At 64.9% G+C, this 22,330-nt stretch carries 20 protein-coding genes and 5 tRNA genes; 12 read left to right on the forward strand and 13 right to left on the reverse strand.

Annotated features, from left to right (window positions below; genetic code table 11):
• Positions 1-53 precede the first annotated feature (53 nt).
• Both MnOB_RS05980 and MnOB_RS05985 read left to right on the forward strand, forming a co-directional pair.
• Positions 54-1,535: a methyl-accepting chemotaxis protein gene (locus tag MnOB_RS05980; RefSeq protein WP_077523017.1), complete on the forward strand. Its 1,482-nt coding sequence runs from the start codon at positions 54-56 to the stop codon at positions 1,533-1,535.
• Positions 1,536-1,758: 223 nt separating this feature from the next.
• Positions 1,759-2,118, forward strand: coding sequence for an Mpo1-like protein (locus MnOB_RS05985; RefSeq protein WP_077523019.1), 360 nt, complete (start codon positions 1,759-1,761; stop codon positions 2,116-2,118).
• A gap of 243 nt (positions 2,119-2,361) precedes the next feature.
• Here MnOB_RS05985 and MnOB_RS05990 read toward each other — a convergent pair whose 3' ends face one another.
• From MnOB_RS05990 to MnOB_RS06015, 6 genes are all read right to left on the reverse strand, one after another.
• Positions 2,362-3,162, reverse strand: coding sequence for an acyl-CoA thioesterase (locus MnOB_RS05990; RefSeq protein ID WP_077523021.1), 801 nt, complete (start codon positions 3,160-3,162; stop codon positions 2,362-2,364).
• Positions 3,163-3,278: 116 nt separating this feature from the next.
• Positions 3,279-4,040, reverse strand: a complete 762-nt coding sequence (locus MnOB_RS05995) for a CHAD domain-containing protein (RefSeq protein ID WP_077523023.1) — start codon at positions 4,038-4,040, stop codon at positions 3,279-3,281.
• Positions 4,041-4,098: 58 nt separating this feature from the next.
• Complete coding sequence (locus MnOB_RS06000; protein WP_077523025.1) at positions 4,099-6,087, reverse strand: transglutaminase TgpA family protein; 1,989 nt, start codon at positions 6,085-6,087, stop codon at positions 4,099-4,101.
• The gene (locus MnOB_RS06005; protein ID WP_077523027.1) at positions 6,084-7,031 is read right to left on the reverse strand and encodes a DUF58 domain-containing protein; all 948 of its coding nucleotides are present in this window, start codon (positions 7,029-7,031) and stop codon (positions 6,084-6,086) included. Before MnOB_RS06005 ends, MnOB_RS06000 begins: the two co-directional genes overlap by 4 nt.
• Entirely contained in the window at positions 7,031-7,948 is a 918-nt protein-coding gene (locus tag MnOB_RS06010; protein ID WP_077523029.1) for an AAA family ATPase, read from the reverse strand. The genes MnOB_RS06005 and MnOB_RS06010 overlap by 1 nt, the downstream gene beginning before the upstream one ends.
• 87 nt (positions 7,949-8,035) lie before the next feature.
• A complete protein-coding gene (locus tag MnOB_RS06015) occupies positions 8,036-8,698 on the reverse strand; it encodes a transglutaminase-like domain-containing protein (protein WP_077523031.1) in 663 nt (220 codons plus the stop codon).
• A gap of 153 nt (positions 8,699-8,851) precedes the next feature.
• Here MnOB_RS06015 and MnOB_RS06020 point away from each other — a divergent pair, with 153 nt between their 5' ends.
• The 7 genes from MnOB_RS06020 (at position 8,852) to MnOB_RS29000 (ending at position 17,342) form a co-directional block, all read left to right on the forward strand.
• Positions 8,852-11,299 (forward strand): acyl-CoA dehydrogenase, encoded by a 2,448-nt coding sequence (locus MnOB_RS06020; RefSeq protein WP_077523033.1) that lies wholly within the window; start codon positions 8,852-8,854, stop codon positions 11,297-11,299.
• A gap of 71 nt (positions 11,300-11,370) precedes the next feature.
• Positions 11,371-11,781 carry a PA2817 family protein gene (locus MnOB_RS06025; protein ID WP_077523035.1) on the forward strand — a complete coding sequence of 137 codons (411 nt, stop codon included), beginning with the start codon at positions 11,371-11,373 and terminating at the stop codon, positions 11,779-11,781.
• A 156-nt stretch (positions 11,782-11,937) separates the two neighbouring features.
• Positions 11,938-12,456: an RNA polymerase sigma factor gene (locus MnOB_RS06030; protein WP_077523037.1), complete on the forward strand. Its 519-nt coding sequence runs from the start codon at positions 11,938-11,940 to the stop codon at positions 12,454-12,456.
• On the forward strand, positions 12,453-13,412 hold the full coding sequence (locus MnOB_RS06035) for a FecR domain-containing protein (protein ID WP_077523039.1): 960 nt from the start codon (positions 12,453-12,455) through the stop codon (positions 13,410-13,412). Before MnOB_RS06030 ends, MnOB_RS06035 begins: the two co-directional genes overlap by 4 nt.
• 148 nt (positions 13,413-13,560) lie before the next feature.
• Entirely contained in the window at positions 13,561-15,975 is a 2,415-nt protein-coding gene (locus tag MnOB_RS06040) for a TonB-dependent siderophore receptor (RefSeq protein WP_077523041.1), read from the forward strand.
• Between the two features lie 66 nt (positions 15,976-16,041).
• The gene (locus tag MnOB_RS06045; protein ID WP_077523043.1) at positions 16,042-17,172 is read left to right on the forward strand and encodes a PepSY-associated TM helix domain-containing protein; all 1,131 of its coding nucleotides are present in this window, start codon (positions 16,042-16,044) and stop codon (positions 17,170-17,172) included.
• Complete coding sequence (locus MnOB_RS29000) at positions 17,169-17,342, forward strand: hypothetical protein (protein WP_179062742.1); 174 nt, start codon at positions 17,169-17,171, stop codon at positions 17,340-17,342. Before MnOB_RS06045 ends, MnOB_RS29000 begins: the two co-directional genes overlap by 4 nt.
• Before the next feature lie 96 nt (positions 17,343-17,438).
• Here the strand turns inward: MnOB_RS29000 and MnOB_RS06050 are convergent, their stop codons facing one another.
• Together MnOB_RS06050 and bsrA are read right to left on the reverse strand one after the other, a co-directional pair.
• Complete coding sequence (locus MnOB_RS06050) at positions 17,439-17,627, reverse strand: hypothetical protein (RefSeq protein WP_077523045.1); 189 nt, start codon at positions 17,625-17,627, stop codon at positions 17,439-17,441.
• Between the two features lie 288 nt (positions 17,628-17,915).
• A complete protein-coding gene (gene bsrA, locus MnOB_RS06055; RefSeq protein WP_077523047.1) occupies positions 17,916-18,833 on the reverse strand; it encodes a LysR family transcriptional regulator BsrA in 918 nt (305 codons plus the stop codon).
• Positions 18,834-18,921: 88 nt separating this feature from the next.
• On the opposite strand from bsrA, the gene MnOB_RS06060 reads away from it, so the two are divergent.
• Complete coding sequence (locus tag MnOB_RS06060) at positions 18,922-20,061, forward strand: SRPBCC family protein (protein WP_077523049.1); 1,140 nt, start codon at positions 18,922-18,924, stop codon at positions 20,059-20,061.
• Positions 20,062-20,115: 54 nt separating this feature from the next.
• Here the strand turns inward: MnOB_RS06060 and MnOB_RS06065 are convergent.
• From MnOB_RS06065 to MnOB_RS06085, 5 genes are all read right to left on the reverse strand, one after another.
• Positions 20,116-20,191, reverse strand: a tRNA-Gly gene (locus MnOB_RS06065).
• A 12-nt stretch (positions 20,192-20,203) separates the two neighbouring features.
• Positions 20,204-20,279, reverse strand: a tRNA-Glu gene (locus MnOB_RS06070).
• Positions 20,280-20,285: 6 nt separating this feature from the next.
• Positions 20,286-20,361: transfer RNA gene (locus tag MnOB_RS06075), tRNA-Gly, on the reverse strand.
• A gap of 88 nt (positions 20,362-20,449) precedes the next feature.
• Positions 20,450-20,525 (reverse strand) — tRNA-Gly (locus MnOB_RS06080).
• 12 nt (positions 20,526-20,537) lie between these two features.
• Positions 20,538-20,613 (reverse strand) — tRNA-Glu (locus tag MnOB_RS06085).
• Between the two features lie 229 nt (positions 20,614-20,842).
• On the opposite strand from MnOB_RS06085, the gene MnOB_RS06090 reads away from it, so the two are divergent.
• Both MnOB_RS06090 and MnOB_RS06095 read left to right on the forward strand, forming a co-directional pair.
• Positions 20,843-21,613 carry a hypothetical protein gene (locus tag MnOB_RS06090; RefSeq protein ID WP_077523051.1) on the forward strand — a complete coding sequence of 257 codons (771 nt, stop codon included), beginning with the start codon at positions 20,843-20,845 and terminating at the stop codon, positions 21,611-21,613.
• Between the two features lie 23 nt (positions 21,614-21,636).
• The gene (locus MnOB_RS06095; protein ID WP_077523053.1) at positions 21,637-22,299 is read left to right on the forward strand and encodes a glutathione S-transferase family protein; all 663 of its coding nucleotides are present in this window, start codon (positions 21,637-21,639) and stop codon (positions 22,297-22,299) included.
• Positions 22,300-22,330: the final 31 nt, after the last annotated feature.

Below are 22,330 nucleotides of genomic sequence, written 5' to 3' on the forward strand. Positions count from 1 at the left end.
GTCAGAAAATAGTGGCACCTTGCCAATACTCTCCGAGCCACAAGAAGAAAATCATGGGAACCTGGATTCGCGATATCTCCCTGAAATACAAGTTCTGGGCCGTCAACGCCGTGGCCTTCTGCACCACACTCCTGCTGGTCCTCCACGCGCTTTACCTGGAGCAGCAGGGCCGGGCGGAAGATGCCCGCAAAGCCGCCGCGGCCCAGGTCCAGCTACTGAAATCCTGGCCCGCCGCCCAACCCCTGCCCTCCTTGCCCCACGTCCTCGCCTTTGATGCCGGTAGCGCCCCGCAATTGCCTGGCGGCCAGGCGCTGGCCCGCGCCAACGGCTGGGCGGAACTGGAGCATGACGCTCTGCTCGGCAGCGATCCGGTCATCGGCGCCCAGGTGTTCGATCACGCCGACGGCCAGCGCGTCGCCGTACTGGCCAGCAGCCCGAGCCTGACCCAACTGCTCGGCGCCCGCGCCGTGGAGTACGCAATCTCAGTATTCCTGCTGATGGTTGCCCTGCTGGCGGCCTCGCAATTGCTGATCCGCTTCCTGCTCAGCCATCTCAACACCCTCAAGGACGTGATGCTCCACGTCGAACGCAGCGGCGATCTTTCCGCGCGCGTGCCGCTGGACAGCCGTGACGAAGTAGGTCAGATGGCCAGCGCCTTCAATGCCATGCAAGCCGGTTATGCGCGCGTGGTCGGCACCGTCGCCCAGGCCGTGGCACGCCTCGACGAAGGCGCCGCACGCCTGGCTGGGAGCATGGGAGAGGTGCGCCAGGGCATGCTCGGCCAGCAGAGCGAAACCGATCAGGCCGCCACGGCCATCAACGAGATGTCCACCACCGTGCACCATATCGCCCAGCATGCAGCGGACACCCGCGACCAGTCGCAGAACGCCGACCAGCTTGCCGGCACCGGTCAACTGGTGGTGGAGCGGGTCGAGCATTCCATTGCCGGGCTGTCGTCCGGCGTGCAGCAGACCGCCGAGACCATCCAGCGCCTGGCCGAGGACAGCCAGAAGATCAGCGGCGTGGTCAACGTCATCCACGGCATTGCCGAGCAGACCAACCTGCTGGCGCTGAACGCCGCCATCGAAGCCGCACGCGCAGGGGAAATGGGTCGGGGGTTCGCCGTCGTGGCGGACGAAGTGCGCAATCTGGCCAAGCGTGTGCAGGACTCCACCGACGAGATCACCAGCATGATCGGCGCCCTCCAGGCCGGCACTCGCGATGCGGTGGAGTTCATGCGGGAAAGCTCGATCAAGGCCGACGATTGCGTGCAAGCCGCCCACGAGGCTGGTGCCGCCCTGGCCGCGATCACCGGCGCGGTCGCCCAGATGCGCGAGAGCAATACGCAGATCGCGGTGGCCGCCGAACAGCAGAGCCAGGTGGCCGAGGAAATGACCCGCGCCGTGGTGGGGATTCGCGACGTGACTGAGCTGACCGTCAGCCAGACCGTGGAATCTGCCGCGACCAGCAATGAGCTGGCGGAGCTGGCCAGCGAGCTGTCCCAGGCGATTCGCCAGCTCAAACTAGGTGCCTGAGCTGGATCTGCTGCGCGTCGGAATAACTGCGTTGAAAGAGGCTTCGGGCTTGCTCATTTACAGCTCGTAAACTCCGCCCCTCAGCCTCTTTCGCCTTGTTCTTCTCTGGCTCGCGAGATCCAGCAGAGTTGGGCTACGGGCTATCCGCTCCATAGGGAGAAGGCATTCGCCGGCCCATCAGGGCCGGTCTATGCTGCCGACATTCCCCCCAAAGGAGCCGGACATGGGCAAACGACTTCCCAACCTGCATGCGTGGCAATGGCGGACCTACTCCGACAACCACCAGCATCCAGCCAACCTGATCCTGCATGTGATTGCCGTGCCGCTGTTCATCCTCGCGGCCATCACCCTGGTGTACGGGCTGTTCAACCTGAGTTTCCGGCCGTTCGTGCTCGGCATCATTGGCATCGTCGCCTCCCTAGCGCTGCAAGGGCGCGGGCACAAAATGGAAGCGGTGGCACCGGAACCCTTCCACGATCGCAAGGACGCTGTCGGCCGGTTGCTGGTGGAGCAGTTCGTCACCTTCCCGCGCTTCCTGCTAAGCGGCCAGTGGTGGCGTAACTGGCGCAATAAGAGGCGCTGACCCACCTGTAGGGTGGATGACGCTCTTTTCATCCACCGTCGGTGTCGATCCCGACTTCGGCTGGTGGACGTAAAAAGCGACGTCCACCCTTGCACGATGCGCCTTTCGGTAGGTTGGGCCGGGCGGCGTTCCGCGAGCGCAGCGAAGCCCAACGTGGCGCGGTATCAGGTCCGCACCGTTGGGCTTCGCGTAGCTCAGCCGCAACCTACAGTTGTCCCCGCGAGTTGGCATGGCCCGGGGCGATTAGCCAAACACCACCACGGTCTGCCGACTCATGGCCACCAACTCGCCGTCCGGCGTCCACAGGGCTGCTGCCGCATGGCCGTAACCATCGCTGGCGTGCTCGATGCGCGCGCGATATTTGCACCAATCATGGGTATCCAGCTTGGGTAGTGGCTGCACGAATTCGATGGTCCAGGTCAGCGTGCTGCCCGGTGCGGGCGTCGGGAGGTGCGGTACGGTAGCCGGCGGCCAGGCATCAACCAGGGCCAGCAGATGGGCCTCAGTGACAGGCTCCCGCTCCACTTCTCCCCGGAAACGTACCCACCCGCCCATGTCGCGTTCGCGGCTTCCGGAGAACGGCATGCCGCCGATGGCCCAGCGCATGGCCAGGTGACGGGTGAACTCCGGCGTAACGCCCGGGAGGAAAGGCAATTCGAAGCAGTCCGCGGCGGGCTTCATGTCAGGGGCGGGCTCGGCGGCCATCTGCACCACCGACTGGCGGGAGCCGCCGAAGCTGCCTTGCACCAGTGCCACGACCTGGCCCTTCTGCACCACGCGGCAGAACACCTGGCTCACCGCCTTGCCTTCGCGCAACAGTTCGGCCTCGAAACTGGCGGGCACTTCAGGCTCAAGTGGACCGACGAACGTCATCGCGAGGGATCGAACGGGCCGACCCGCCTCGACCTTGGCGCGCATGGCTTCGAACGCCAGCGCCGCAACGACGCCACCGAAGGCCGCCCGCCCCTGTCCCCAGGTGGCAGGCACCACGATTGCATTCGGATTGCTGCGAGCCGCCTGGATCAGTTCGGAGAAAAATTTCATCTGCAGTCCCTGTACTAAATCGTTCAGTCGGCGATCTTAGGGCATTGCCCCACCGGCTCGAAAGACGCGTCACAGGGCTGCCACGCCAACGCCAACGGGATAACGGCCACGACCGCTCAGGCCAGACGCCGCAGCAGCTTCTCCAGAACCCGGTCCGAACGCACTTCGGCGGCATGCAGCGCCACCTGCCAGGCTCGAATTCGCGGACGCAGGTCCGGCTCCAGGTTCGCACGGGCCAGCCACTGCATGTTGTCATGCCATTTGCCCAGGGCCGATTGCGCGCCCACCAGCAGCCTCTGGGTCTTGGGCGACAAGCCGATCAGATCCGGATGGGCTTCCACGCCGTAGCGCAGGCGCTTGATCAGCAGACGCAGGCGATGGCGGTCATGGGAAGGATCCTCCAGCGCTTGTATGAGCCGACGGCAACTCTTGCGAAGTGACTTGCCCACGGCGCCCTGCAAGCCCTTCAGCAACCCCTCGCGCTCGCACACGCGCATCAGATGGGGCCAGGCTTCGAGCACCTGGAAAAGACGAGCAAGCTCCGGCGCCAACAGGAGCTGCGCGTAGCCAAGATGCCGCGCACGTTCGCGGTCAGTCGTCAGTCGATCCAGACCGTGGCTGCGCAACTCGATGATCAGCACCTCCAGATCTCGCAGCGGCCCGCTCAGACCTGCCAGGGCGGCAGCCGCCTCGTTCAGCACATCGACCGCAGGCAGGCCACGAAACGGCCGCAGCAGGCTGCGCAGACGCCGGGTAGCGACGCGCAGGTCATGCAGGGCCTCATCATCCGTGCCCGCCGCCAGGCGCTCGGCACAGGCATGAAGGCGAATCTCCAGACCAATGACTTGGGCGATCAGGTCATCCAGCATTCCGGCCATCGTCAGTCTCTCCAGGGATCAGCCACGCAAAAGTCTGCGGCAAGTTACTCAGCATGGATCATCCGCGCGCACCCCGCAGGCGCCAGGGCAATGCCTTGCGCAGGGCGCGCAGCTGCCTGGCGGGATCGGATGCCCGCTGACTGGCGTATCGGCTGGCCTCGAACGCTGCGAGGAAAGCGCGGATCTGTGCCGCTTGCCGGGGCAACTCGCGACTTGCGCGCTCAGCGAAGGCGCGCGGCCCTTCGCCCTTGCCACGCACCAGGCCATGACGTGCCAGCAGTCGCTCGAAAACCTCGAACTGACGCAACTGCGGGTCACGCTCACGGCGCCAGGGCGCGAACAGGAACACGGCCAGCAGTGCCATCAGCACCGCTCCGGCACCGACCAGGCCGAGGCCGAGCGAGCGTCCATCCAGGCTGCCGAACCAGCGTCGCACCAGTTCCATCTGGGCCTCACCCTGATAGCCCAGCACCCAGCGTTGCCAGCCGTAATTGAGATTGTCCCAGGCCAGGCGCGCCTGGTTCAGCCACCCCAGCTGTCGAAAGCGCAATGGGGACAGAGGTGAGCCCTCGAGGAAGCTCTGTTCGCGGGCCACGGCATCTTCAAGGCCAAGTTCGATACGGTTCGGCGCCACCTGGAAGGTGGGATCGACACTGATCCAACCGCGTCCCGGCAGCCAGTATTCCACCCAGGCATGCGCATCGAACTGGTGCACCAACACATAGTTCCCGGCGGGATTGAGTTCGCCACCCTGGTAGCCGGCGACGACCCGCGCGGGAATCCCGGCGGCTCGCAGGACGAAGGTCATGGCGCCGGCGTAATGGGCGCAGAAACCCCGGCGCGTATCGAAGAGGAACGCATCGATGTTGTTCTCTCCGAGCGGCGGCGGCTTGAGGGTGTAGACATAGGGCTCGCGATTGAAATGCGCCAGCAGTGCATCCACCAGCTGTTGCGGTTCGGCGTGCTCCCGCTTGAGCTCCTCGGCCCAGGCCCGCGTTCGCGACTCGCCGTTCGGCGGCAGCTGCAGGGCCCTGCGCAGCGCGTCGGGGTTGCCCTCGGGCTCACGCACGGCCTGGGGCCAGGAAGTGACCTGGTAAAGCAGCGGACGATCCACCGGTGTGCGTCTTTCGAGGCGGAAGTCGCCCCGGGCGCGTACGCCCTCCTCGTGCGTTTCGGCCACATCCAGGCCGAACAGCCACGGCCTGCCGCTGGGCTGCATGACGATGCTGTAGCGCAGCGGTTCACCTTCGCGGCGCCAGTCCGCCTCCTGGCCGAACTGGGACGTAAGGGACTGGGACCAGCGGCGACCATCGAATCGCTCCAGGGTCAGCGCGCGCCAGTAGAGCTGGCTCATCGGCGGTACCGGTCCTTCGAAGCTGGCGCGGAAGGCCAAATCGCCGGAGCGGCTCAGTTCGGCAATATCCGCCGGACTCATGGCATCCGAGAGGCCAGTGACTCCCTTGTCGCCCGGCAGGGGCAGCGACCACAGCGGCCCCAGGCGCGGAAAGAACATGAATAGCAACAGCATCAGCGGCACCGCCTGCAGCAACAGGCTGCCCGCCGCCTTCAATGGCACCAGCGGGCGTTCGGCGAAGCGGCTCTGCTGCAACCCCACCAGTGAAGCCAGCAACGCACAGAGGGGCAGCAGGCTGTATAGGCCGGCCAGCATGCCGTCGTTGAACAGGTAGGCCGTGACCTGGGTGAAGAACCCGAGCAGGACCAGCACCAGGGCATCACGCTGGGTGCGCAGTTCCACCAGTTTGAGGATGAACACTGCCACCAGCAGCACGACCGCCGCCTCCAGTCCCACCAGTGTGCCCCTGGAGAAGAAGACGCCCAGGGCCACCGCCAGGATCAGCGCGGCCTTTACCGTGCCCCTGGGGTACTGCGCACGCATGCGGAATATCTGGATTCGCCAGGCAGCGCAGCCCAGCCACATGGCGATGATCCACAGCGGCAGATAAGGCAGGTGCGGCAGGATCACCAGCACCTGCGCCACCAGCAGCCAGGTCAGGCCGATCCGGGTAATCGGCAGCCTCGCTTTCATTGCGACGTCCCAAACAGGGCCAGGGCCCGCAGACAGGCTTCCCGGTGCGCTTCGCCGATATCGGCCCCCAGCTCCAGGCCCCCCAGGCGCAGGCCGAACGGCTGGCCACGGGTAGAAAACTGCAGCACCCAGTAACAGAGCAGGCTCAATCGCTGCTCCAGGTCGCCGTCCAGCCGGTCGAGATCGAGCCAGACGTCACGCCCGGCCAGGGCGGCGAAGTCTTTCACGAACAGACCCTGACCACGGGAAAAGGCCTTCCAGTGCAGGCGCCGGCGCGAATCGCCCGGCTGGTACGCGCGCAGTCCCTGGTAGTCGTCCGCTCCCGCGCCGAGTACATGCTGGCCATCGTCGCCGTCATCATCCCCGCGGCCGGGCATCAGCGGAAGGTCGCCCTCCAGGGGGCGCGGATAGACCAGCAGAGCCTGATCCAGGTCCACCCAGCTCCACGCCACCAGCAACCCGAGCGGGTAACGGCTTTCGACACGCAGACGCCGGGGCCGCAACCAGCCACGACGCTGGGTGGGCACATGCAGCTCGACCTCGCAGGCGCCTTTGGCCGCTACGTCCTGTACCTGCAACGGCAAGGGCGGCCAGCCCAACGCGATCGCCTGGTGCTCGCGGCCGCCGCTTTCCAGCGTGACGTGGAAATGCGCCTGCTCGCCGAGGAACACGGGCGCACCGCCAGCCGCCTTGAGATTCAGCCCCGCAAGGTTGCGGAAGGTATGCAGAATGGCCACCAGGAACACCGATAGCAGCAGGAAGGTCAGCGCGTAGGCCAGGCTGTTCTGGTAATTGATCGCCACCAGCAGCATCGGCAGCAGGGCCAGCCCGAAAGCGGCACCGGCGCGGGTGGGCAGAATGAAAATCCGCCGCTGATTCAGGCGCACCTGGTTCGCTGCCGGGATGCGCCGCGCCAGCCAGCGGTCGACCTGGAGTTCCAGCATCAGAGGGCCGGCACTTCGCGCAGCAGCCACTGCACCAGCGCGCCGCCGCCATGGCCGGAAGGATCGGCGCGCTCGCGCAGGCGGTGACCGACCACCGAAGGCAGGACCGCCTGGACATCTTCCGGAATCACATAATCACGCCCCGCCAGTAACGCCCAGGCACGCGCCGCCGACAGCAGCGCCAGGCTGGCGCGGGGCGACAGGCCCCAGGCGAACTGCGGTTGGCTGCGGGTGGCGTCCACCAGGCGCAGCACGTAGTCCACCAGTGCGTCGCGGGCTACCACCTTGGGTACTTCCGCCTGGATCAGCCCCAGTTCGGCGTGAGTGAAGATGGGTTCCAGGCGCGGCAGCAGCTCGCGCCGCGCTTCGCCTTGCAGCAGCGCCTTCTCCGCCGCCCTGGCCGGATAGCCGAGGGACAGGCGCATAAGGAAGCGATCCAGCTGCGACTCCGGCAAGGCGAAGGTGCCGCCCTGGCTGGCCGGGTTCTGCGTGGCGATGACGAAGAAAGGCTCCGGCAGCGGGCGAGTCGCCCCTTCGATGGTCACCTGCCCTTCCTCCATGGCTTCCAGCAATGCGCTCTGGCTCTTGGGTGTGGCGCGATTGATCTCGTCGGCCAGCACCAGCTCGGCAAACACCGGCCCGGGATGGAAGACGAACTGGCTGCTGTCCTTGTCGAACACCGAGGTGCCGAGGATGTCGCCGGGCAAGAGGTCCGAGGTGAACTGAATGCGCTGGAAACTCAGCCCCAGCACCCTGGCCAGGGCCTGGCCCAGGGTTGTCTTGCCCATGCCGGGCAGGTCTTCGATCAGCAGGTGTCCACGGGCCAGCAGGCAGGTCAGGGCCAGGCGCACCTGTGCTTCCTTGCCCAGCACTACCTGATTGACCGCGTGCAGACAGGCATCCAGTTTGGTTCGCATTCGTCGCTCCCTGTGCAATGCGACGATGCTACTGGCAGGCCGGGTAATGGCAAAGCGCCCGGCAAACTTTACTCATGAAACTGTGCGTCAGCTCGCTGCGCCAGCCTCGGCATGCAGGTCACCGGTCAGGAAAGCCGCGCCTTCACGGAACAGGTGTGGGTAAACCTCGGCAAGGTGATCGAAGAACAGCTTCTCGGGCAGGTCCGCGAACTGGCCGTGGTCAGCCATGTATTCCATGTAGCGCTCGCCCTGACTGTTGAACGGGTGGAAGACGCTGTCCTGGCGACCGTCGAACTCCAGCGGCGGCACATTGAACAGACGGCACAGCGCCAGGTTGAACGCCGGTGTGGCCTTGACCCAACGACCGTCGAGGTACAGCTCGGTGTAGCCGTGCATGGCGAATACTTCGCTGCGCAGGAGCTCGAGCAACCGGGGCGTGGCCAGGTGGTTGCGTACGTCGGCCAGGCCGATGCGTGCAGGAATGCCGCAATGCCGCGCACAAGCCGCCAGCAGGATCGCCTTGGGCACGCAGTAGGATTCGCCAGCGCCCAGCGCGTGGCTGGCCTTCAGGGTCTGCGGGTCGCGGCTGAACACGTAGGGGTTGTAGCGAATCTCGTCACGCACCGCGCGGTACAGACTGACCGCCTGGTCGATGGGGTCGCGGCTTGCGCCACGGTGCATTTGCGCGAACTCGACCACCAGGGGGTGGTCACTATCAACGAAGCGGCCGGGCTCCAGGTAGTGCTGCATGGCGTGCTCTCCTGCGGTTGACCACGCAAGTCTATCCAGAGCCCTGCGACCCCGGGTACGACATTCCGGCCAAGCTCGCCGTTCCTGTCGCCATGGTCATGGCTGGCGACTCATCTCGTGACGGTCCCGCGCCGCCATCAAGGAGGATCGACCATGCTGTTGCTCTGGTTACTCGCCCTGGTCCTGGGCGTCGCCTTGCTCGCCCACCGCCGCACGGCCCCCCTGCCCGCATTGGGTCTGGTCGCCGGTTTTCTCCTGCTGATGGGGCTATTCGGCCACTCCCCGGGCTGGTTGCTGTTGGTGTTCTGGCTGTTCTGGCTGGCCGTCGCCCTGCCCCTGCTGCTCCCCGGGCTGCGCCGGCAGTGGCTCAGCGCGCCGCTGTTTGCCTGGTTCCAGCGCGTGCTGCCGCCCATGTCCGAGACCGAGCGCGATGCCATCGAGGCCGGCACGGTCTGGTGGGACGGTGAACTGTTCAGCGGACGTCCGGACTGGCGCAAGTTACTGGAGTCCCCTCGCCCGCAGCTGACCGAAGAGGAGCAGGCCTTTCTCGACGGCCCCACGGAAGAACTCTGCGCCATGGTCAGCGACTGGCAGATCGGCCAGCAGCTCGACCTGCCGCCCGAGGCCTGGGCGCACATCAAGCAGCATGGCTTCTTCGCGCTGATCATCCCGAAGGAATACGGCGGCAAGGGCTTCTCCGCCTATGCCCACTCCCAGGTCGCGATGAAGCTCGCAACCCGTAGCGGCGACCTGGCCTCCACCGTGATGGTGCCCAACTCACTCGGCCCCGCCGAACTGCTGCTGCACTACGGCACCGACGAGCAGCGCCGGCACTACTTGCCACGCCTGGCGAGCGGCGAGGACATTCCGTGCTTCGCCCTCACCGGACCGCTCGCCGGTTCGGATGCCGGCTCCATGCCGGACGTCGGCATCATCTGCAAGGGCCAGTGGCAAGGCGAGGAAGTGATCGGCCTGCGCCTGACCTGGGAAAAACGCTACATCACGCTCGGTCCGGTGGCCACCTTGCTTGGCCTAGCATTCAAGGCCTACGACCCGGAGCATCTGCTGGGCGACGAGGAAGAACTCGGCATCAGCCTGGCGCTCATCCCGACGAATACCCCCGGCGTGGAAATCGGCCGGCGCCACCTCCCCTTGGGCGCGGCCTTCATGAACGGCCCGAACTCCGGCAAGGATGTGTTCGTGCCGCTGGACTTCGTCATCGGCGGCCAGGCCATGCTCGGCAAGGGCTGGATGATGCTGATGAATTGCCTGTCGGTGGGTCGTTCCATTTCCCTCCCCGCCGCCTCCACCGGCGCCGCCAAGTTCACCAGTCTGGTGACGGGCCAGTACGCCCGCGTCCGCGAACAGTTCAACGTACCCCTGGCCGCGTTCGAAGGCATCCAGGAAGCCCTGGCGCGCATTGCCGGCAACGCCTGGCTGATGGACAGCGCTCGCATCCTCACTGCCAGCGCGGTGGACCTGGGCGAAAAACCTTCGGTGCTGTCGGCCATCCTCAAGTACCACCTCACCGAGCGCGGCCGCGAATGCATTGGCCGCGCCATGGACGTGCATGGCGGCAAGGGCATCATCCTCGGTCCGAACAACTACCTGGGCCGCGCCTGGCAGGGAGCGCCCATTTCCATCACGGTGGAAGGCGCCAATATCCTCTCGCGCAACCTGATGATCTTTGGCCAGGGCGCGATCCGCTGCCATCCGTTCGTCCTCAGGGAAATGGCCCTGGCCAGCCGCGATGACCGCGAGCAGGCGCTGGAGGAGTTCGACCAGTTGCTGCTCGGGCACATCGGCTTTGCCGTGGGCAATGCCGCCAGCAGCCTGTTGCTGGGCCTCAGCCTCGGGCGCATCGGCGACGTGCCCGGCGACAATCTCTGCCGCCCCTACTTCCGAGCGCTCGACCGTCTGGCCGCGTCATTCGCCCTGCTCGCCGACAGCAGCATGCTGTTGCTCGGCGGCGAGCTGAAACGCCGCGAGCGGCTGTCCGCGCGGCTAGGCGACGCCTTGAGCTACCTCTATCTGGCATCGGCGGCCCTCAAGCGCTATCACGACCGCGACTATCCTGAGCACCTGCAACCGCTGGTGCGCTGGGCGCTGGAGGAAAGCCTGGGCAAGGCCGAGCAGGCCCTGGACGGGCTGCTCGACAACTTCCCCAATGCGTTCATGGGCGCAGTGCTGAGAGTGCTGGTGTTCCCCCTTGGCCGCCGCCATCCCGGCCCCTCGGATGCGCTGGCCGCCGAAGTCGCCGGGGTGATCGGCCGTGACCGGGGCGATCCGGCGCTGGAGGAACTGCTCGCCGGCTGCTACCGACCGCAATCGGCAAACGACCCGGTGGGCGCCCTGCAACACGCCGTCGACCTCGCCAACAACTGCCAACCCTTGCAGCGCAAGTTGCAACACGCGCTCAGGGCGGGCAGCCTGAACCCCGCCCCCGAGGAACCGCTGGTGGACGCAGCCCTGGCCGCGGGACTGCTGGATGCCGACGGTGCCACGCAGCTCCGCGCCCTCGAGGCGGCCCGGCGGCGGGTCATAGACGTCGACGACTTCAGCAAGGAGGAACTGGCGCCCAGCACTGGCAAGATCCGCTGAGCCCGCAGGCAGGACAGCGGGCGCGGCGGGCCTTATACTCCCGCGCCCGATCCAGCTTCAGGAAGTCCGCCATGTCCAATCCCTATCTCGACCATCATCTCGCCCTGCTCGCTCACCTGCGCAGCATCCTGGTCGCCCTGGGCGAGGCGGAGCAGGTTCCCGAAGAGAACCACGCGCTCTTCGTCGAGCGCTTCGACGACCTGATGAGCGAACTCCCGCGCGACCCTGAAGGCAGCCTGTACCTCGGCCAGGACCTGATCAGCCAGGTCTTCCATCGCTACCCGCAGATCGCCCACCTGGTCCCCCGCGACCTGCTCTGGTTCTTCGGCGGTGACTGCCTGCACTTCATGCCCGACGAAGAAATCGACATGTTCCAGCGCCTCGACGAGCGCCGCTACGAAGCCGAGCAGAATGGCGAACCGTTCGACTGGAACCAGGAAAAGCAACTGCTGGCCCTGCCGGACAACGGCAACAAGCACTGAGCCCTACCGGGGCGGCACTCTGACCGCCCCTTCTTGCCCCCAACATTCGCCACCCATCGCCCGATTTACCGACACAATTGCGGCAAGGTGCCAGCCTCTGCCATCATTGCGAATCATTCGTAAACACTCTTTCAAGTACTTCTCAATGAGGTCAGCGTGTCGGCCGGTAATTCCGCGAATCCGCAACTGGTAGGGCTGCTTTACCGAGACCATCGTGACTGGCTGTTCCACTGGCTGCGCAAGACGGTGCAATGCCCCCATCGCGCCGAGGACGTGAGCCAGGACACCTTCGTCCGCCTGCTCGCGCGAACCGACCTGCAACCTCCCCGCGAACCCCGCGCCCTGCTGGCCACCATCGCCCGTGGACTGCTGGTGGATCAGTTCCGCCGCAACGACCTGGAACGGGCCTACCTGGAAGAACTGGCCCGCGCTCCCGAAGACCTGCACCCGAGCCCCGAAGACCAGGCACTGATCCTGGAAAGCCTGCGCGAAATCGATCGCCTGCTCGGCCAGCTGTCCAGCAAGGCGCGAGCCGCATTCCTCTATAACCGCCTCGACGGCCTCGGCCATGCCGAGATCGCCGAGCGTCTGGGTGTTTCCCCCTCACGGGTTCGCCAATACCTGGCCCAGGGCATGCGCCAGTGCTACATCGCCCTGTACGGAGAACCGGTATGAGCCAGGTGTCCGCACGCGCCCTGGACGAAGCCATCGCCTGGCAGCTGTGCCTGGACTCTGGTGAGGCCACCGATCAGGAGCGGCATGAATTCCGCCGCTGGCTCGGCGCCCACCCCGAGCATGCCCAGGTGTGGCAGCAACTTTCCGGCATCGACCAGCAACTGGCAGCGGCAGCCTCTCCCCACGCCCGACGCGCCCTGCTGCGCGGTGGCGGCGTACGCCGGCGCAGCCTGCATCGCCTGGCTGGCAACGCCCTGGCCCTGGTGCTGGCGGTTGGGCTTGGCCTTGGCCTGCTGGCCCAGCAGCGTCCCCTCGGCGATTACCTGGCCGATGAAAGGACAGCCAACGGCGAACACCGTGAACTGCGCCTGGCGGACAACAGCCTCGTACAACTCAACAGCCGCACTGCGCTGGACATCGATTTCGACGGTCCGCAGCGCCGTATCTATCTGCGCAGCGGTGAAATCCTGGTGAAGACCGGCCACGACGACCCGCGCCCCTTCATCATCGAAACCGACCAGGGCCGCCTGCAGCCTCTCGGCACCCGCTTCCTCGTGCGCCGCGACGGCGAGGCGACCCAACTGATCGTGCTGGAGTCCGCCGTGGCGGCACGACCGCACAACGGTTCAGCCGAGCGGGTGGTCCGCGCCGGCGAGCAGGTCTGGATCGACAACGACCACCTTGGTCCTACTCGCGCCGCCCCCGTGGGTGCCGAGGCCTGGAGCCGGGGACTGCTGGTGGCCGAGGACATGCCGCTGTCCCAGCTGATCGACACCCTGAGCCAGTACCACGATGGTTACCTGGGCCTGGACCCTGGCCTGGACGACCTGCGCATCAGCGGCGTCTTCCCGCTCAACGACAGCGACAAGGCACTGGCCGCCCTGCCCCCCAGCCTGCCCGTACGCATCGAGCGCATGGGTCACTGGTGGACACGCGTAGTGCCGACCAAGGACTGAAGATGCAAGGTGGGCAGAGCGGCGCTGCCCACCTCGAAAACAACGACACCCAGGGACGGGGAAAATTTTTTAGCGTCCCCCTGTCACTTTTCGATTCTGGCTCGGCAAGAAGGCATTGAGACGATTTCTCACTTAGGAGATGTTCGCAATGCAACTTGCTTCCGCACCGTTCCGCCGCACCCTGATGGCGCTGGCCGTCACCGTTGGCAGCCTGGCCAGCCAGGCCCAGGCCGACACCTATGAGCTGCCCTCCGCGCCGCTGGCCAGCACCCTGAACCGCATCGCGGCGGATGCCGGCATCGTCCTCAGCGTCGACCCCGCCCTCACCGCCGGCAAGACCGCCCCCTCCGTGCAGGGCGAGCTGAGCCCGCTGCAGGCGCTGTCCAAGGCGCTGCAAGGCAGCAACCTGCGCCTGGTGCAGAACGGTACCGACAGCTACAGCCTGGCGCCGGTGGCCGACGAAGCGATGAGCCTGCCGGACGTGAACATCGACGGAAGTCGCAGCTACGAAACCGCGTGGGGTCCGACCACCGGCTACCTGGCAAAGCGCACCGCCGCCGGCACCAAGACCGATACGGCGCTGGTCGAGGTCCCACGCTCGATTTCCGTCGCCACCCGCGAGCAGATGCAGGACCGCGGCGTGCATAGCCTTGATGACGCCGTGAAGTACATGCCGGGGATCGTCTCCAGCAGCTACGGCAGCGACACCCGCTTCGACTGGATGCGCGTGCGCGGCTTCGAGCCGACCCAGTTCCTCGATGGTCTGCCGCTGCCCAAGGGTGTATACGCCAACCCGAAACCGGAAACCTGGAACCTCGACCGCCTCGCCCTGCTGCGCGGCCCGGCTTCGTCGGTGTACGGCCAGACCCCGCCTGGCGGCCTGCTGGACATGGTCAGCCGCCGTCCGAGCGCCGAAGCGAGCCATGAGATCGAGGTCGAGTACGGCAGCGACAATCACCGCCAGATCAACTTCGCCAGCACCGGCAAGATCGATGAGCAGGGCCAGTTCCTCTACGGCGTCAGCGGCGTGGTACGCGACGGCGGCACGCAGATCGACCATATCGACGACAAGCGCTACAACATCGCGCCCAGCCTGACCTGGAACATCGACACCGATACCACCCTGACCCTGCTGTCGCAGTTCACCCGCGACGATACCGGCGTCACCAGTCAGTTCCGCCCCATCCAGGGCACCAAGATCGACATGCCGTTCGGCAAGATCTCCCACCACAAGAACCTGGGCGACCCGAACTACGAGTACTACGACCGCACCTACTACGCGCTGGGCTACGCCTTCGAGCATCGCTTCAACGACGTCTGGCAGTTCCGTCAGAACCTGCGCTACACCAAGTCCGATCTGTCGTTCCAGACCATCACCGTCAACAGCTATATCCCGGCCTTCGCCGATTTCGGCTTTGTCGTCGACGACGAGGGCAACACTGGCCGCAGCTCCACCAACGTGGACGAGGACATCAGCCAGTTCGCCGTGGACAACAACTTCCAGGCTGATTTCGCCACCGGCGACATCACCCACACCCTGCTGCTCGGTCTCGACCACCAGCGCAGCAACACCAACTTCCTGTCGATCTTCGGCCAGGTACCGGGCGTCAACGTGACCGATCCGATTTACGGCCTGCCGATCACTCGCCCGCCGCGCTCCGACGCCTTCTACGACTACAACCAGAAGACCCGTCAGACCGGCCTCTACGTCCAGGACCAGATGGCCCTCGACCAGTGGCGCCTGACCCTTGGCGGCCGCGAAGACTGGGTGCACACCGGCACCGAGTTCTTCAACAAGGGCGACGCCACCAACACCGAACGAGACAAGGAGTTCAGCGGCAACGCCGCCCTCAGCTATGTGTTCGAGTCCGGATTCGTGCCGTACCTGTCGTACGCCGAGTCCTTCCAGCCGACCAGCAACGCCACGGCCTCGCCGACCGAGTCGTTCAAGCCGACCCAGGGCAAGCAGTGGGAACTGGGCGTCAAGTACCAGCCGCCCGGCACGGACATCATGCTCACCGCAGCGGTCTACGACCTGACGCAGCAGAACGTATCGGTCACCAACCGCATCGCCGGCATCCCCGTCACCAGCCAGACCGGCGAAGTGAAGGTCAAGGGCCTGGAGCTGGAAGCCGTGGCGGACGTGACTGAAAACCTGAAAGTGATTGCCGCCTACACCCAGGCGGAATCCGAAGTGCAGGACGGTGAGTTCAAAGGCAATCGCTTGCAGCTGATTCCCAACCGCCAGGCTTCGCTGTGGGCCGACTACACCTGGCATGACGGTGTGCTCGACGGCTTCGGCATCGGCGCCGGCGCGCGCTACACCGGCAACACCTATGGCGACCAGGCCAACACCGAGCTGGGTCATGCGGACTCCTACACCGTGTTCGATGCGGCCGTGCACTACGACCTCGGTCGCCTGGACAGCAGCCTCACCGGTGCATCGGTTGCGCTGAACGCAACCAACCTGCTCGACAAGGACTACATCTCGACCTGCGACGGCTTCTACTGCTACTACGGCGACGAACGCAGCGTCGTCGCCAGTGCCAGCTACAAGTGGTAAGGCACTAGGTCGTAACCAAGCACCACCGAGGCCGCCCCATGGGCGGCCTTCGCCATTGGAATGCCGATGAAATCTTCCACCATCCGCCGCTGGTCCTTCGTCCACACCTGGACCAGCCTGATCTGCACCCTCTTCCTGCTGATGCTGGCCCTCACCGGCTTGCCGCTGATCTTTCATCACGAGCTGGAGCACCTCCTTGGCGAAGCACCCGAACTTCGCGAGATGGCACCGGACACGCCGCACCTCGGGCTACAGCAATTGGTTGATGCCGCCCAACGCCATCGCCCCGGTGAGGTGGTGCAGTACCTGGGCTATGAAAAGGACGAGCCCAACGGCGTGGTCACCATCACTGCCGCCACCGCTGGCACCGAACCCAACTCGTCGCATACCTTCATGCTCGATGCCCGTACCGGCGACGCGCTGGCGATGCCCGCGGCCAACGGCGGCGTGCTGATGTTCATCCTGCGCCTGCACGTGGACATGTTCGCCGGGCTGCCGGGCAAGCTGCTGCTGGCATTCATGGGCGTGCTCTTCGTCGTCGCCATCGTTTCCGGCGTGGTGCTCTATTCGCCGTTCATGCGCCGCCTCAAGTTCGCCGAGGTGCGCCACCAGCGCTCGACCCGCACGCGCTGGCTGGACCTGCACAACCTGATCGGCATCGTCACCCTGACCTGGGCCCTGGTGGTGGGCGTCACCGGCGTCATCAGCGCCTGTGCCGACCTGCTGATCGGCGCCTGGCGCCAGGACGCACTGACCGCCCTGGTAGAGCCCTACCGCAACGCCCCACCGCTGACCGAGCGTGCTCCGGCGGACAACGTCCTCAATATCGCCGGCGCAGCGCTTCCGGGCATGCAGGCGGACTTCATCGCCTTCCCCGGCACACGCTTCTCCAGCGAGCATCACTACACGGTGTTCATGGTCGGCAGCACCCACCTGACCGCTCACCTGTGGACACCAGTGCTGATCGACGCGCGAACCCTGGAGGTCACCGCCGTCGCGCAACGTCCCTGGTACATGGATGCACTGGCGATGTCCCAGCCGCTGCATTTCGGCGACTACGGCGGCCGCCCCATGCAACTGCTCTGGGCGGTCCTGGATGTCCTCACCATCATCGTGCTGGGCAGCGGCCTCTATCTCTGGTGGGTTCGCCAGCGGCGCAGCAGCGGGCAACGCTCGTCCGGGGAGGTCACAGCATGAAGTGGCGCCAATCCACCTTCAGCCTGCCCCTGGTCATTGGCCTGCTTTGTGCGGTGGGTCTGTTCAGCGCGCTGCTGGGCGACGGCTGGTGGGACAGCCTGGCCTGGCTGGGTCTGGGCGTACCTGCCCTGCTCGGCTCATGGCCGCTTCTGCGCCGCACGCGCGAATAAACAGGTGCAAAAAAGGCCCGCCTGGCATTGCCGGGCGGGCCTTTTTAATGGGGGCGAGAATGCGGGACCAGGAAGAACGCTGGCCGCCGCTTCGGATCAGCCCTGACGAGCCTGTTCGGCACGTTGCTTGGCGGCGACAGCCTCTTGCTGCTTCTGCTCCAGCTGAACCTTCGCCAGGCGAACCTGCCAGCGTTGGGTGGTGCGATCGCCGCCGCCTGCGGCCATGGCGGTGGTGGCCGAAAGAACGATGGTCAGGGCGGAAGCAAGGGCGATAACAGATTTCATAAATCAAACTCCGGACAACAAACAAGGCAAAACGGAAAGGATCATCGGGGTCCGATCAAAGCCGGTGACTCGGTACGCGCTGATGCGCCGATGGCGAGGGCCAATGATCAATTCGGAAGATAGGACCCACCCAAATGGCAATTAGTTCGCTAGCTAACTTGTTTGCCGCACCCGAAGACACATCGAAACGCGCTGTTGCCGGGAGCCTAGAGCGCCCCGAACCGCCTGTCGGTCCACCTGCTTAAGCCACTGATTGCGAACGAAACGATGGCAGCGCGCAGATGAAATTCAGCCAATGGCCAGCGTCGCGCCGAGTTGCGCCAACTGTTCTCGCAACCAACCCAGTCCCGGCGCCAGTTCCTGCTGACGGTGCCAGATCAGGCTGACCTGCACGGACGGCGTCTCCACCGGCAGCGGCGCCACCTCCAGCGCATAGATGGCGGCGAAGTGCACCGCCAGCCGACGCGGCACGGTGCCCAGCAGATCAGAGCGGGCCACGATGGGCGGGATCGACAGGTAGTGAGGAACCTGCAGGCCGACCCGACGCTTGACCTTCGCCGAGCCGAGCACGATCTCCAGCGGTGAACCACGACCGGCGCGCGGCAATATCAGTACGTGCTGGCTGCCCAGGTAGCCCTCGCGGGTGAGCCCACTCGCGAAAGCCGGGTGCCCGGCGCGACCGATCACCACCAGCTCCTCTTCCATCAGGGGCTGGTAGCAGAGGTCGGGGTTGTCGAAATAGAGGTAGTCGATGGCCAGGTCCAGGTCGCCGGTGGCCAAGCGCGTCACCAGGCTTTGCGCCTCGTCGTCTTGCACCTCCAACACCACCCTCGGCGCTTCGCACTTCAACTGCTCGAGCAGCGGCGGCAGCAGCATGGCCTGGGCGTAATCGTTCATCGACAGCCGAAAGCAATGCTCGGCCGCCGGATCGAAGACCTCCTGGGCTCCCAGCCCGAGCTGCAGGAGGTTCAGCGCCTGGCGCACTGGCGCATAGAGCACCTGTGCATGGGCGGTGGGTGACATGCCGCGCGCCGTGCGCTTGAACAATGGCTCGCCCAGTTGGCTACGCAGCCGCGCCAGGGCGTTGCTCACCGCCGGCTGGCTCATATGCAGGCGCGTGGCGGCCCGCGACAGGTTCTGCTCCTGCATCAGCGCATCGAACACCAGCAGCAGGTTCAGGTCGATGCGGCGCAAATTCAGGCTCATGAATAATGCTCATTTCGACTATCCATTATCGGAATAAAGCATTCACCACTATGCTCCCTGATATGTCAACAAGACTGCCGGAGCAGCCATGAGCCACGACACCCAGGCCTTTCGCGACCGCTATCGGGCGGGCATCCACCCTCTCTACAATGTCTGGCTGCATGGCGGTTTCGTGTTGATCTACGGCGCGGCCTGCCTGGCTTTCTTCATCAGCAGCCTGAACGACGTGAAACCCTGGGAATGGCTGGTAGTGCCTGCAGCCCTGGTCTTCTTCAACTGGGGCGAGTACTCCATCCACAAGAACCTCGGCCACCACAAGACCCGCGCTGGCTCGATGTTCTACAAGCGCCACACCGGAGATCATCACAGCTTTTTCGTCGCCGGGAAGATGACCTGGGAATCCGCGCGGGACTGGCGAGTGATCCTCTTTCCTGCCTGGCTGATCGTGTTCTACAGCGTCGGGCTGTTCGCCGCCTGGTGGCTGCTGTCCTTCGTGAACAGCAACGTCGCCGCCCTCTTCTCCACCACGCTGCTGGCCGGCTACCTGAGCTATGAGGTCTTCCACGCCTGCGAGCACCTGCCTGCCGATCACCCCATCTCGCGCCTGCCATGGATCAGCCACATGCGCCGGTTGCACGAACTGCACCACCGCCGCGACCTGATGCAGACCCACAACTTCAACCTCGTCTTCCCGCTGATGGACTGGCTCAAAGGCAGCCTGCACTGGGAACCACTGGAACAGGAGAGCTCCATGACCCGAATGCAGCACGCCGTGGAAATCGACCGGAACCCGGAGCGGGTGCTGGCCTATGCCAGCACCGCCACCCGCTGGCCCGAATGGCACCCCTCCTCACTTCGCGTGGACGGCCCTGCAGGGCCACTGCCGGCGGGCAGCCATTTTGAGGAAGACATCCACGCAGGCGGGCGTGCGGGGCACCTTAGCTGGGACGTGACCGAATACAGCCCCGGACGCCTCTGGCGTGCGACCGCCCGAGGCACCCATGGACTGGAACTGGTACTGACCTATGAGTGCGAAAGCACCGGCAACGGGACACGGTTCATCCGCACCCTGGAATACGGTTTCTCCGGGCTGGCCATGCAGATCGCGAACTGGCTGGTGATGCGCAACAAGATCGACCGGGAGTCGGTCGAATCCATGACGCAATTGAAGGAGATGGCCGAACGTGCCATCGAGAAGCCCGGAACTCGCCAGCACGATCTGGCCTGAGCCGGAAACGCAGAAACGAAAACGCCGCTCGAATGAGCGGCGTTTTCGTTTAACTGGAGCGGGAAACGAGACTCGAACTCGCGACCCCGACCTTGGCAAGGTCGTGCTCTACCAACTGAGCTATTCCCGCGTAAAACAAAAGTGGCGTCCCCTAGGGGACTCGAACCCCTGTTACCGCCGTGAAAGGGCGGTGTCCTAGGCCACTAGACGAAGGGGACTGAAATTGGAGCGGGAAACGAGACTCGAACTCGCGACCCCGACCTTGGCAAGGTCGTGCTCTACCAACTGAGCTATTCCCGCATGCAACTTTTACAGCCTGCACCTTGCGGTGCATCCCTCAACCCTTACCGGGTCTTGGCAAGCAAGGCCTTGGCCCTGCTTTTGAATCTGGAGCGGGAAACGAGACTCGAACTCGCGACCCCGACCTTGGCAAGGTCGTGCTCTACCAACTGAGCTATTCCCGCATAACACAAAAGTGGCGTCCCCTAGGGGACTCGAACCCCTGTTACCGCCGTGAAAGGGCGGTGTCCTAGGCCACTAGACGAAGGGGACGCGGCCCGGAACTTACAACAGCTTAAACGCTACTTCCGGCTTCTCTGCGCTGCCTGGGCATCGCGTCGAAGTGGCGCGCATTCTAGGGAGGCCATCAACACCCGTCAACCCCTTATCAAAAACTTTTTAAAATCAAAGACTTCTGCTCAAAATTTGATCCACCTCTATGAGCGTCGAGGGCAAGCCTCTACACTCAGCCGCACCTTACAAGAACATCGGAGCCCTGCAGATGTCGCCACTCGTGATCACCCTGTTGATCGTTGTCGGTATCGTCATCCTCATTGTCATTGGCTACGTGAACCATATGGTGGAGAACAGCAAGCTGGAGAAGGCTCGTCTGAAAGCCGACCTCAGCGACCGCATCCGCCGCTGCGCAGACCTTTCCGAAACCCTCCCCGGCCAGATGGTCTCTCCTGACCTCAAGCTCCTGCTGACCCGTCTGCAATTGCAGCTCAGCGAACGCCTGCTGCAAGTGGACAAGGGTGACAACGCCCTCAAGGCGCGCATAGAGCAGCTTCGCGCGCTGGTCGGCCAGGGCGAATCCATCCCGGTGAACAATCCGCCGCAAAAGATCCTCACCGAAGCCAAGGCCAAGGAAATCCGCTTCCAGCTGGAAAGCCTCCACGGCCAGATCACCCGTGCCGCCCAGGACGGCCAACTGCCCGCCAACGAGGCGAAGAGCCGGGTCCGGGATATCCGCGACATGCTCGTGCAGTTGCACGTGGAGTTCTTCACCAACCTGGGTCTCCAGGCCCTCCAGGAGAACCAGCCACGTCAGGCTCGCCTCGCCTTCGAGCGTGGCGTCCAGTACCTGCAGAAGCAGCCGGACCCGGCCCGCTACCAGGATCGCCTGCAACAGATGAAGGCCCAGCTCGCCCGCGCCAACGCCCTGGTACTGGAGAATGCCCAACCCAGCGCCGACGAACCGAGCGAGCTCACCGAAGGTCTGAAGTCACTGGATGACGAAGACATCTGGAAGAAGAAGAACATCTACGACTGATCCGCTCAGACGAGGACCACCCGATGAGCCTGACCCTATTCGGCGCACCGCTCTCCCCCTTCGTGCGCAAGGTTCGCCTTTACCTGCTGGAGAAAGGCCTGGACTACCAGCTAGAGGTAGTCTCGCCGTTCAGCCAGCCGAGCTGGTTTCGCGAGCTGAGTCCGCTGGGCCGGATTCCCGCCCTGCGCGACGGCGACACCACCCTGGCCGACTCCAGCGTGATCTGCCAGTACCTGGAAGAGAAGCATCCCGAGCTTTCGCCTCTTTATGGCCGTGATGCCGGCGAGCGCGCCCGAGTGCGCTGGCTGGAAAAGTATTCCGACTACGAACTCGCACCGCTGGCCACCTTCGGCGTGTTCCGCAATCGCACCCTGAAGCCGTCGATGGGTCAAACCTGCGACGAAGCCACGGTACAAGCCGCCCTCGTCGACAAGCTGCCGCCCCACTTCGACTACCTGGAAAGAACCCTGGGGAACGCCGAGCACTTCGTTGGCGAGCACCTGACCATGGCCGACCTCGCCTTCGTCACCCAACTGGTCAACATGGAACACGGTGGCGAACGCCTCGATGCCGACCGCTGGCCACGCCTGGCCGCGCACTATGAGCGTCTTGTCGCGCGAGATTCGGTACAAGCGGTATTGCCGGGCGAACAGAAAATCCTCGCCAAGCTGGCCGGCCGCGTCTGATATCCCGGGCCGACGAGACGAAGCAAAAAAG

The organism is Metapseudomonas resinovorans (assembly GCF_002003485.1).
Taxonomy (GTDB): Bacteria; Pseudomonadota; Gammaproteobacteria; order Pseudomonadales; family Pseudomonadaceae; genus Metapseudomonas; species Metapseudomonas resinovorans_D.